The sequence below is a fragment of the Clostridia bacterium genome (genome assembly GCA_017405765.1).
Taxonomy (GTDB): Bacteria; Bacillota; Clostridia; order Oscillospirales; family RGIG577; genus RGIG577.
Window position 1 is genome coordinate 24,096 of the sequence record JAFQZS010000035.1, and the last position, 12,125, is coordinate 36,220.

The following is a 12,125-nucleotide window of genomic DNA, read 5'->3' on the forward strand; positions in this document are numbered from 1 at the left end:
GTATGTCTGTCGCATCCCTTAACTTTCTTCTGTTCGTGCTTATAACGGTCATTGTTTTCTATATCTGCCCCGTTAAGTTCCGCTGGGTGATACTTTTGATATCTAGCGTAGTGTTTTATATCATAGCGGGCAGCGTGAACTTTCTGCCGTATATCATCATCACGTCCTTTGCCGTGTGGATATTCGCGCGGCAGATAGGAAAGCAAAATGCCGCGCTTGCGGCCGAGCTTGAAAGAGAGGGCCTTTCAAAGGAAGAAAAAAAGGCGCTTAAAGCAAAATATAAGGCGCGCTCGCGCGTACTTCTTATCCTTGCGCTCGTTGTGGGGATAGGCATTCTTTGCGTTACGAAATTTTCCCATTATGTCGTTGATTATCTTATGACCGTACCCGCATATTCCGACGGGGCGGCTTCCGCGGCGATGTGGATAATAGTGCCGCTGGGCATATCATATTACACCTTCTCCACCGTGGGATACATACTCGACGTGTACTGGAAGCGGTGCGAATACGAGAAAAATTTCTTTAGGTTCTTTCTCTACGCGATATATTTTCCGCATATCGTTCAGGGACCTATATCCCGCTACCGCCTTTTGGGACAGGAGCTTAAAAAGGAGCTTAAATTCGACTACGGGCGCGTTGTTGCGGGCGTTCAGCTTATGATATGGGGCTTTTTCAAAAAGCTCGTTATCGCCGACAGACTTCATATATTCGTGTCGAACGTGTACGACGGCGGAGTTCATCCGGGGAGCATATTCCTCGTGACGTGCCTTTTCGACGCCATGATGATATATACCGACTTTTCGGGCTATATGGACATCGTGCGCGGCGTCTCGCAGATTTTCGGCGTAGAGCTTGAGCCGAACTTCAATCACCCCTTCTTTTCAAAGAGCGTGCCGGAGTTCTGGCGCAGATGGCATATGTCGCTGGGAAGCTGGTTCAAGGATTATGTATACTACCCGCTGACCGTATCAAAATGGATGAAGGCGATAAACAAAAAAACAGGCAAAAAGCCCTTCGGCCGCTTTATTACGGTAGCTATACCCGTGCTCATAACGTGGTTCTTGACGGGACTTTGGCACGGCACCGGCATAACGTACATCTGCTGGGGCATTTATTACGGCGCGCTTATAACGCTTTCCGTCGGATTTGCTCGTCAATACGAAGCGATAAACAAGGCGCTTCGCATAAACGCCGATTCGTTTTCATTTAAGCTGTTTCGCATGATACGGATCTTCTTTGTGTTCATGGGAGGAAGGCTCCTTACAAGTCCCGGAAGCCTTGAAAATACGGGTCTTGTTTTAAAGACGATATTCACCGATTTTCAGGGGTGGCTTTTATTCGACGGAGGCATTTTGAATTACGGCCTTGCGTCATACGACCTTGGGCTCCTTTTTGTATGCTTCTTCATAATATGGGCTGTAAGCATGATGCAGGAGCGCTTCGGAGTGCGCGAGAGGCTTGCGGGGCAGAATCTCGTTTTCAGGTGGCTAATAATGTACGCCGCCATATTCGCGGTGATCATATTCGGCGAATACGGCATAGGATACGACCCCGCGGCGTTTATATATATGCAGTATTAAGACAGACACCAGGGTTATGACGCCTTTTATGCATTTATTCCGGGATCTAACAATAATAATCGTGCTTTAAGAAGGAGAAGAGCAGTATGATTATTAAATACAATCGCCGTTCTTTATGTATGGGTGATGATGTTGACAACGGAGTATACAAAATTCAGATGTCTGACGACGCAACGCTTGGCGACCTTGTTTTTATACTTCTGAACGGAGGAAACGGCAACGACTGGCCCATTCCTCAGACGTCTGAAATAGGATGGGTCATTTATTCCAACATCGGCAGGATAGCTGACGTTTCATGCGATCAAAAGCAGATAGACTACTGTACCTCAGATAAAACGAAGCTGTCAGAGCTCGGAATCAAGTGGGTATTCGGCGAGCGGACGAATAATACTGCGGATGCTTCAGCGCTGGCAAGAATATTCATGTTTTGATGAAGATAAAAATGAAAATGAAAAATATATGCCTCTGTTGCAGCGAGCTGTAAACGGCAAAAACGAGAGCGTAACGAAATACGCTCTCTTTTATATTATTGGGTCTTGCTGTGCCGAAAGCTTTTCGCGCGGTGCTTGATTGAAAAGGAGCGGCGGCTGTGTTATAATAATATATATTATCGGCTTTTGCAGTACAATGACATAGACAAATCAATAAGCCGTCAATATAATGTGATTTAGTAATAGTAATATTATGGATTATTATACTCCTGTTTCGGGACGCACGAAAAACTAAGGGGGACCATTTGCATGTTAAAGGAGGGGCTTAAAATGATAAGACGAGCGATTTCCTGTCTGCTTTGCGCCCTGCTGCTTTTGACCTTTGTTCCCGCCGGAGCGGCACAGAACACGTCAGACCGGCAGGACGACGTTTGGACCGCCATTGAGGCTTTGGAGCAGGAAAAGCTTGACGAGGCCGTCCGAGAGGGACAGAGCCGGGACGGGCTAAGCGCCTCCGCCGCCTTTTACGCCTCGATTTCGGAGGAAGTGGAGGCAATGGTCACTGCCCGGGAGGACTATGCGCCCGGAAGCGTGTTCCGAAACGGCGATTCCTTCTTTTGGGAGGATACCGACGGGCAGCCCAACGGCTATGACCCGGCGATGCGGGCAAGGCTCTGCAGCGCCGTTCCCAGGTCCGAAGAGGAGCTTGCCGCAGAGCTGCCCAAAGCAGGAGAGAGAACCGCCGTTCTGGCCGGGTCCCCCGACAGCCGGGACGTGGCGGTGCTCATGCCCTGGTATGGGATCGACAGAAGCTTTACGCTGGAGAGCTACTATCGGGGCGTCCAGCTGGCCAACGCCATGGGGGGAGAGTGCCGGCTGTATACCGGAACGGACGTAACCGTCGATTCGGTGGCGGAGGCGCTGACTGCCTGCGGCGTCGTGATCCTTGCTACCCACGGGGACACGGATAAGAGGGATGCCCCCGGAAACACATCATATATCACCATCTTTTCCGGTGAGGGGATCCGGGAGGAGGATAAGAAAGTGGCCCATGGGGCCCAGGGGCAATACTATCACGTAGCGCTTATTGGATACGAAAGCGGGTTTCCGATCTGGTGTGTGGACGGAACGGTCATTGCAGGTCACATGAACTCCGAAGCGTCCGCCGGATATCTGGAACTGTTCGCCTGCTACGGCATGTACACGGACGGTCTGGCCCGCCCCCTCCGGGAGAAGGGGGTCGACGTGATCTCGGGCTACTCCCAGTCGGTGACGTTCACCGCTGCGTATGACTTTGAAAGGCGCTTTGTGGATGCGTTGGTGCAGGGAAAGACAGTGGCGGAGGCCGCCCTGTTTACGAAGCAGAAGATGCGGGAGGATATTTTGGGCTGGCCGGTCTGGACTCGAGAATTGAGCGCATATGATGCCGCCCAGTACGAGGAACTGCTGGCCGCGGACTCCGTGAGTTTTGACCCGTATTCTTCCGTCTCCATGTGTGAATCGGTGGCGAAGGAAAAGGACGCGGCGTTTCTGATCTTCGTCTCTGAACAGGACTCCTATCCGGGCCATGACCATAAGGACGAGTCCCAGACCGTGAAATCCACATGGAAGCTGCCCCTGGACGGGAGCGCCTCCGGGGACCTCTCGGCCAGCGGCAGGGTAGGAAGCAGTTTCCAGGCGTTTTTCCCGGAGGTCAAGGGGCTTACACTTCTTGAGGGCAGCCTTCCCCCGGGGATCGAGATAAAGATGCTGAATATCGACCGTACGGAGCGGCCCTGCCTCACCGGGACGCCTACGAAGCCGGGATACTATGAGGCAAAGTTCCGGGCCCAACTGGATTCCGGAAAAACGGAGACCCGATGGGCAAGGATATATATCATTGATAAAATTGTGAAAACGGAACAGTCTGAGACCGCTGAGGCAGGCAAGGAACAAACCATCGCCTTTTCCTACGGCGGCGGCGAGATCTACTCGGCGGAGCAGATAAGCGGAGAGGTCCCGCCCGGCCTGGCGTTTCTGTGGGACGCCAAGGGAGCCCGCTACTGCGGCGCGCCCGCCAAGCCCGGAACCTACAGGGCGGTGTTCCGCCTTCAGCTGACCAGCGGAAAATGCGCGGAGCATACGATAACCGTTTTGGTCCCCTCCAGGATCGCCGAGTCTGCGGAGAGCTTCTCTCTTCGGAAGGGCGTGGAGGCTTTGGTCCCTCTGGGGGTGGAGGATCCCGGTTCCGTTCTCCAAGCAAGCCTGATCGAGGGACATCTTCCCACGGGCATGGACTGGCAGTTCAGCATGAGCGAGCCCTTGAGCGTCACCGGGACGCCAAAGTCCATCGGGACATGGACGGCGGTATTTCAGATCCTCATGAGTGACGGGACACTGCTCACCCACAGGGTCAACATCCGGGTGTATAAGGAAGCGCCCAGCCTGGAGGAATACGCCGTCGATCTGAGCGGCGGCCCGTTCACCGTGTCCCTGGAGGATCATAACACCTGGCTGGACCGTACCATTGCCTGTGCCGTAAACCCGGGGGAGCAGATCAAGATGAAGGTCAACGGCTCCACGGGAGAGATCCTTCTGGATATGGACAGGGACGGAAGCTGGGACGTATCCGTTATCCGAAGGGGCGGGGGAGCTGTCTATGAGCTTTTGCCCGAAAGCTCCCTCACAGGAGACGACTTCACCCTGACGCTGAACCAGGACGCCCTGGACGCCGCAGATCAGAAGTATCTTACGGATCACACCAAAAAATACGCAAAGACCGTCCGCTTCCACCTCATCGATCGGTATGACCTCTTTGTCGCCGGGACGCAGGTCACCAGCCAAAACAGGACCGACGTGCTTGGAGACGGGGCATTTGCCTTCGACGGCGTGAATACCCTTACCGTCATGGACGATCACTTCACCACAAAGAAGCAGCCTGTGATCCAAAGCGGCCTTAAGGGGCTTGTCATCCGCACGGACGGCCAGACGGAGATAAACAGCGCCGGGCCCTGCATCAAGGCCTCCGCCGACCTGACCATTTCCGGTGGCGGGGATCTGTTCCTCACCTCGGGAGGTTCCGGCGGCAGCGCTGCCGTACAGCTTACCGACGGGGCGAGGCTGGAAGTGAGCAATACAAACCTGGAGGTGACGAATACGGGCACGGGCAGCGGTCTCGCCGGAAGCGGGACAGGGGAGAGGCTAAGCCTCAACCACTCCGATCTCACGGTCAACGCCCCCGGCGGAGCCGCCAAAGGCTTTGATGGCAGTTTGTGGCTCAGCCGATGCCTTGCGGCGGAGCCGAAGCACGCGATCGCCGTGAAGCCTGAGATTAGGGATGCCGGGGGGACCCCGGTCACGCACCTTATCGTCACCCCATTCGAGACAAAATACAATCTAGAGATCAACGGCGTCACAGTGACGAACCGGAACATGGAGGACGTTCTCGGAGACGGGACGTTTACCTACGACGTGTACGGGGCTCTGACCGTCAACCGGGACTATACCCAGCCGACGGAGATATCGGACCCTGTGATTCGGGTAACGGGAAACGGCCCGATCATCCGAGTCATGGACGACGTGACAATTGAGGCACGGGGGCCGTGTCTGGAGCTTGCGGCTAACGCCAGGATCCGCACCTTTGACGGGACTCTGACTCTGCATTCGACAAACGGCAGCGCCGTGACGGTGACAAACGGCGCCAGACTGACTCTGGACTATGCCGACGTAATTGCCGAGGGCGCGGTGAACGGCATCGCGGGAAGCGGCGGCAGCGAGGTGATTTACCTCGAAGAATCGGCGCTGTCTGCCAAAGGCCAAGCGGCTGCCGTTTCCGGCTTCAAAACGAGCGGCGGCATTTATACGTCCGGTCTCATTTCGCTTGCGGAGCCCGAAGGCGGCAGGATAGAAAACGGCGCTGTGGTCGAAAGCGGAGGCGCATGGGCTAAGGAGGCTTTATTCAAATACTTCAAGACCTTCAACATAATGATCGACGGCATGCCGGTGACTGAGCTTAATATGGAAGATATCCTCGGAAACGGGATATTCTCCTTCGACGGGATAAATACCCTGACGGTACGGGGGGACTATACAAGCGAATTCAACATTATCGAAAACAACATGGACGGCCTGGTGATACGGGTCGAAAAGGACGTTACGCTGCGCACCAAGGGCTACGACGAGTGGAGCATGCCCATGGGAGACCCCATCTTTGCCGGTGCGGATACGACGATCACCGGCCCCGGAAAGCTTGTGCTTATCTCCGGCAGTACGGCCGGGATCTCTGTGCCCTACAACGCCTCCGTGACCATCATGGACGCGGAGGTCACGGCAAAGGGGCCTTACGGGATTCTCGGCGTGGGCGGGCCTGAGACCCTGCATGTGATGGACTCCGTCGTAACGCTGGAGGGCGAGACTGCGGCGATCAAGGGATTTGACGGAGGCCTTAAGTTTACAGGCTGCGTCCTCGCCGATCCGCCCGACGCGGCCATGGAGGACGGCCTGCTTAAATCCGGCGGCGAGACGGTCTTCTCCGCTGTGATCGCACCGGTGGAGATCTCCGTCGTCGGCGAGACGCTTAAATACTCCGTATATCTGCCGCCTGACGCCGGATCTGCTCGCCTCATCGCCGCATGGTACGACTCGGACGGGCGGCAGCAGGGAGCCGTAATGCGGGACACCGAACACGGCGGCCTCATGAAGGGCACGATGCCGGTAAAAGCCGGGCAGGCGGAATACCGTCTGTTTGCTGTGGATACGGAGACATTCGCGCCATTGACCGCGGCGCTGACCTGGAAGGAGTGAAAAAATGGATACAAAGGGGTTGAGAACCATGAAGAATAAGTTGCGGCTGCTGGGGCTGTTTTTGGCCGCAGTGCTGGCGCTCTGTCTGCTGCCGGTCGCCGCCGGAGCGGAGGACGTGTATAATATATGGATCGACGACACGAGGGTGACCTCCGAGAACTGCGGCGACATACTGGGGAACGGGGCCTTTTCCTATGATCCCGTGACCAAAACCCTTACCATTCAGAAAAGCTATGAATTCATACCGAGAAAGGACAAGCCGTGTATCCTATGCGGGATAAAGGATCTTGTGATCTACGTTAAGAACGACTGCACACTGTCCGTCCCCAAAGAAGGATATGCCACATATGAATACTTGTACCATGCAATGTTCAATCTGAGTGCGGACACCACAATCACAGGACCGGGAAGGCTGACCCTTCAGGGCGCACTGCTCCGTCCCTACTCGATAGGAATACTCGTGAGAGACCACAGCCTGACGCTGCAGGACGCCGACATTCTCATAACTGAATGGACTTACGGAATAGCGGGCAACTACGACAGAGCGTCTCTGACGGTGAAAGACACCGCTTTGTCCATCCACCACTGCTATAGCGACGCGCTGGGTTACGGCGAAGGCTGGGTTCACGGCTTCGCGGCGGCCGGCTTCCCGGGCGGGATCACTCTGTCCGGGGAGAGGCTTGCCGATATGCGCCCGATGCCGGACGGGCCGAATGAAGAGATAAAAATGAAGCTCGCTGTGATGTACTCCGAGGAGTGGGAGAGATACAAAGGAATGGCTATCTGCGTCGGTACGGAAGGAGACAACCATTACGGGGATCCTCTTTGGCAGCTGGATCTGGTCCCCGGCTACGATCTTAGGGTCAACGGCGTGTATGTCGACGAGCAGAACAAGAACGACATCCTGGGCAACGGGGCATTTTCCTATGATCCGGGCGCCAATACGCTCCATGTCAAAAAGAGCTTTACACAGACCGCTTCGGCAGTGGAGGAAGAAGGGCTCATTCATAACAGACTTGACGGCCTCATTATCAGCGCGGACACGGACTGCACCCTCAATGGGACGGTCTATGCGGTGCAGACGGAAAGGGATCTCAGGATCTGCGGCGACGGCACCCTCACCCTGAGGGCGGAAGGAACCGACGGCAGCGCAGGAATCCACGTCGTAAACAACTCCAATCTTTCCGTAGAAGACACCAACCTGTACGTTTACGGAGGCAAGCTGGGCGCTGTCTGCGGCGCCAACAAAGACGAGTCTTTGACTGTTGTCAATTCCACACTCTACGCAAGGAGCAACGTGAGCGTAAACGCGATCGGGTATTTACGGGGAGGCATCGACCCGGGCGGGGAGCTCTCAGAGGTGCTTAACATCCCTGCGGGAGGAAAGATCCAAAGCGGCGCCGTAGTCAACGGCGACGGCTCCAATGCCAGAGAGGTTCGGATCCTGCCCGGCAGCTTCAATCTGTGGATCGACGGAACAGGCGTGACCTCTTCGAACCGTGAAGACATTCTCGGAAACGGGGTCTTCTCCTTCGACGGCGTCCGTACGCTGACCATCAAAGGCGACTATACCCAGACCAAGTCCGGAGCTCTCATCCGCAGCGGCGTCAAAGACCTGGTGATACGTGTGGAGGACAGCGCCGCTCTGACGGCGAATAAGACCGGCCTGAACATCCAGGCGGACGCCTCGCTCGAGGGCGGAGGGAAGCTGACAGTCGTGTCTGGTTCGGGATCCGCCATTGCGGTTTCCGGAGGCAGCACCCTCTCCTTTGGCGGCATCAGTCTGGACGCGAAGGGCGTTACCTGCGCCTTGGAGGGAAGCGGCAGCGCCAAGCTTGTAATAAGAGACGCTGAGATAAAGGCAAAGGGCGGGACTGCCGCCGTCAGCGGCTTCGGCGGCGGTATACAGGCCGCAAATCCCACGTTGACCCGGATCGTCTACCCGGTGGGAGGCATGTTCAAAGACGGCGCGGTGACGGACAGCTTGGGGAACCATTCGAAGGAAGCCACTATAAAGACGATCAAGGCTTTTAAGCTCAACATCGACGGCTTGCAGGTAACAGAGGAAAATATGTCCGACGTGCTGGGAAACGGCGTGTTCTCCTTCGACGGTGACCATACCCTCACCATAAACGGCGACTATACCGGAAGTTATATAATAATTGACAGTTCGATCTTTGGACTTGTGATCCGGGTTGCAAAAGATTCCACGCTGCAAATGTCAGAATCTGCCATGGGCTTTCCCATCTTCTTAAGAGGGGACACCACCATAACCGGCCCGGGCAAGCTGACGCTGGTCGCTATGAACTATAACAGCGGACTGGAGATGGGCTCCGGAGACCTGACCCTGAAAAGTCTGGATCTGACGGTTAAAGACGGGAACGCAGGCATTCATGGCAGCGGGAGCTGGAGTCCCGGGAAGCTGACCATAGACGGCAGCACCGTCCATGCCAACGTCAACAACACCTGGAATACGCCGATCGACGGTTTTCAAAACGGTATTGAGTTGATAAACAGCGTGATCGCCGCTCCTGAGGACGGGATCGTGAAGGACGGCAGGATATTAAACGGCGACGAGACTCTGCCCGCCGATATACTGATCCGACCTGCTGTGACGATCTCTGTCAGCGGAAACAAACTGGAATACAGTATTGTTTTTCCCTCAAACGGGGAGCCCGCCCGGTTGATCGCCGCCTGGTATGACTCAGGCGGAAAAATGCTGGGCTGCTCCGTAAACAACGTGACGCAGGACGGCCCAAAGACCGGTACGATCACAGTGAAGGAAAGCCAGAAGGAGTATCGGCTGTTCGTGCTGGACAAGAACGGCAAGCCGCTTACGGCTGTCGCCTCTTTGAAACCGTGACAAATGTGCGCCGCCATATTTGCGGTGATGTTATTTTATGAATTCGGCGAATGATACGCCCCAGCGGCGTTTATATATCAGAAGCATTAGGATGTTTATAACGGCATATACAAAATCCGGACGCCTGATGACGCAGCTCTCGGCGACTTGAGATGAAGATGAAAAAATATGTCCTATTATCGCAAACTGTAAATGCGGATAAATCGTTTTTTTAGGAGCAGGAATATGAAGCTGTCAAAAATATTCGAGGAAAAGCCCAAAAGGTGGGGACTGCGGGGAGATCCGTATTTTTGGGATCACTTAAAAAAACTTGCAAAGAATATGGATATCCATTCTCCCGATGAACTGGAAGAATGGATAAAAAAAGAATACTTTTCGCTTTCGGGCAAGGCCATGACAGACAATTACGGCGATTTTGCCGTAATAGAGCAATTCGCTCACGGAGGAATGAGCTCCGGAGGCGTTGATAACGAATGGTGGATGGAAGAAGGGATACCGCTGCTTAAAAGCAGGCTGACCGATTTCTGACGATTCGGCTTGATATAAAAACAGGCGAAAAAAGAGAGAGCGCAGTAAAATACGCTCTCTTTTTTGTTTTTTGGGCTTATCAGCCTTTTATGAGCCGCTGCATCATCGTGTATCCCGGCTCAACGTATATTCCCGAGGCTTTCGCCGTCGTTTCGTTGTAGCGGGGCGCGCCCTTTTGCGCCTTCGTCGAATCGTATAGCATGAACGGCACGGCGTCGTGCGTATGAGTGCGCACGGACATCGGCGTAGGGTGGTCGGGCATTATGAGTATGCGGTGCGCTATGCCCTCGCGGTCAAGGCCGTCCTTTATGAAGCCGATGACTTCGTTTATCTTTTCGACCGACTTTATCTTGTTGTCAAGCTCTCCGCGGTGTCCGCTCTCGTCGGGCGCCTCTATGTGTATGTAAACGAAGTCGTCGCCCGATAAAAGCGCCGAAAGCGCGGCTTTTGCCTTGCCCATGAAGTTGGTCTTTATATTGCCCGTCGCTCCCTCTACGTCTATAGCGCGAAGGCCCGCCGCTTTGCCTATGCCCTTTATCAGATCGACTGCCGATATGACGCTGCCGCTTATACCGAACTTTTCTTTGAAAGAGTCAAGCTGCGGCTTTTTTCCTTCTCCCCATATCCATGCGGAATTGGCGGGATGAAGACCGCGCTTTATGCGTTCGAGATTTACGGGATGCTTTTTTAAGATATCGTGTGAGCGCTTCATAAGATCGAGTATCATATCGTCGTCGGGAAGATACTCGGCTATCTTCTTTCCCGAAATATCGTGCGGAGGAGTAAGCTTATACTTCTTTGTGTCATCGTGAAGAAGCAATATGTGACGATAGCTTATTCCGGCGTAGAATTTTTTCGTTTCGTCTTCAAACGCCTCGTCCAATGCCGCGATGAGCTTGGAGGATTCTTCGGTAGATATTTCATCCGAGGAGTAATCGACCATCGTTTTGTCCTCGTAATTCTCCTCGTCGGAGAGCGTTACGAGATTAGTGCGAAACGACAGGTCGTGCGCGCCCATCGGAACGCCGATGCTCAGCGCCTCGAGCGGGGAACGCCCCGTGTGATATATTTTCGGGTCATAGCCCATTATCGATAAGTTCGCAACGTCGCTGCCTGCCGGCATATCGTCGGGCACCGACTTGCAGAGACCTATCTCGCTTACGGGCGCAAGCTTGTCAAAAACGGGGGTTTTTGCGTATTCAAGTATCGTTTTTTTGCCAAGTTCTTCAATAGGATAATCTGCCATGCCGTCGCCGAGCATTACAATATATTTCATAAACTTTATCAGTCCTTTCGTAAGTATAAATAATTATATCACCTGATACTTTGTATTGCTAGATTATAAAAAACGACGTAATATAGAGCATTTGAGAGAAAACCGGAAAGATACGGCGATAATCCTTAATATTAAAATTTGTTAAAATAATTTTGCAAGAGTATATTATGTAGTGTCTGCGAGAAACATTTGTTTTTTCCGGAGGGACAGCATTATGGATAATACACGCGACAGGGTAAGCCATTATATAGTATCGGAAAGTGCGCTGCCAAAGGTCTTAAAAGATGTTGCAAAGCTTAATTCGCTTTTGGAACGAGGAGAAGTAAAGACCGTGGCGCAGGGGCTTGAGCTTGTCGGAATAAGCCGAAGCGCCTATTATAAATATAAAGATAAGATCGCCCCGTTTCATGAGATAAGGGGGGGCTCGTCGTTTACGCTTTATGTGGAATTAAAGGACGAGCCGGGCGTGCTGTCACAGCTTCTTGAGGTTTTCGCGCGCTGCGGCATGAATATTTTAACGATAAGCCAGAACATACCGATAAATTCGGTCGCGGGCATAACGATAACGGCGAGAGCGACGGGCGCCGCCGATATATCGGACTTTACAAAGCGCGCCGAATCGATACAGGGTTTAAAAAAACTTGAAATTTTAGCAGGATAAAATA

7 protein-coding genes are annotated in these 12,125 nt (G+C 53.7%); 6 read left to right on the forward strand and 1 reads right to left on the reverse strand.

Translation table 11 applies throughout. From position 1 onward, the window contains the following. The first annotated feature begins 2 nt into the window (after window positions 1-2). The 5 genes from IJG50_05985 to IJG50_06005 all read left to right on the forward strand — a co-directional run bounded on the left by IJG50_05985 (window position 3) and on the right by IJG50_06005 (window position 10,184). Window positions 3-1,580, forward strand: a complete 1,578-nt coding sequence (locus IJG50_05985; protein MBQ3379397.1) for an MBOAT family protein — start codon at window positions 3-5, stop codon at window positions 1,578-1,580. 86 nt (window positions 1,581-1,666) lie between these two features. Further along, entirely contained in the window at window positions 1,667-2,011 is a 345-nt protein-coding gene (locus IJG50_05990) for a hypothetical protein (protein MBQ3379398.1), read from the forward strand. A gap of 330 nt (window positions 2,012-2,341) precedes the next feature. Beyond that, the gene (locus IJG50_05995; GenBank protein ID MBQ3379399.1) at window positions 2,342-6,793 is read left to right on the forward strand and encodes a hypothetical protein; all 4,452 of its coding nucleotides are present in this window, start codon (window positions 2,342-2,344) and stop codon (window positions 6,791-6,793) included. Window positions 6,794-6,797: 4 nt separating this feature from the next. Continuing rightward, window positions 6,798-9,656, forward strand: coding sequence for a hypothetical protein (locus IJG50_06000; GenBank protein ID MBQ3379400.1), 2,859 nt, complete (start codon window positions 6,798-6,800; stop codon window positions 9,654-9,656). Between the two features lie 225 nt (window positions 9,657-9,881). Continuing rightward, window positions 9,882-10,184, forward strand: coding sequence for a hypothetical protein (locus IJG50_06005; GenBank protein ID MBQ3379401.1), 303 nt, complete (start codon window positions 9,882-9,884; stop codon window positions 10,182-10,184). 79 nt (window positions 10,185-10,263) lie between these two features. Here the strand turns inward: IJG50_06005 and IJG50_06010 are convergent, their stop codons facing one another. Next, entirely contained in the window at window positions 10,264-11,460 is a 1,197-nt protein-coding gene (locus IJG50_06010; GenBank protein MBQ3379402.1) for a cofactor-independent phosphoglycerate mutase, read from the reverse strand. A gap of 214 nt (window positions 11,461-11,674) precedes the next feature. Between IJG50_06010 and IJG50_06015 the strand changes: the two genes are divergently transcribed. Continuing rightward, a complete protein-coding gene (locus tag IJG50_06015; GenBank protein ID MBQ3379403.1) occupies window positions 11,675-12,121 on the forward strand; it encodes an ACT domain-containing protein in 447 nt (148 codons plus the stop codon). Window positions 12,122-12,125: the final 4 nt, after the last annotated feature.

Bases quoted from the DNA above. Each gene is read 5' to 3' on its own strand.
- IJG50_05990 (MBQ3379398.1), top strand. From the start codon at position 1,667: ATGATTATTAAATACAATCGCCGTTCTTTATGTATGGGTGATGATGTT.
- IJG50_06010 (MBQ3379402.1), bottom strand. From the start codon at position 11,460: ATGAAATATATTGTAATGCTCGGCGACGGCATGGCAGATTATCCTATT.
- IJG50_06005 (MBQ3379401.1), top strand. From the start codon at position 9,882: ATGAAGCTGTCAAAAATATTCGAGGAAAAGCCCAAAAGGTGGGGACTG.
- IJG50_05995 (MBQ3379399.1), top strand. From the start codon at position 2,342: ATGATAAGACGAGCGATTTCCTGTCTGCTTTGCGCCCTGCTGCTTTTG.
- IJG50_06015 (MBQ3379403.1), top strand. From the start codon at position 11,675: ATGGATAATACACGCGACAGGGTAAGCCATTATATAGTATCGGAAAGT.
- IJG50_06000 (MBQ3379400.1), top strand. From the start codon at position 6,798: ATGGATACAAAGGGGTTGAGAACCATGAAGAATAAGTTGCGGCTGCTG.
- IJG50_05985 (MBQ3379397.1), top strand. From the start codon at position 3: ATGTCTGTCGCATCCCTTAACTTTCTTCTGTTCGTGCTTATAACGGTC.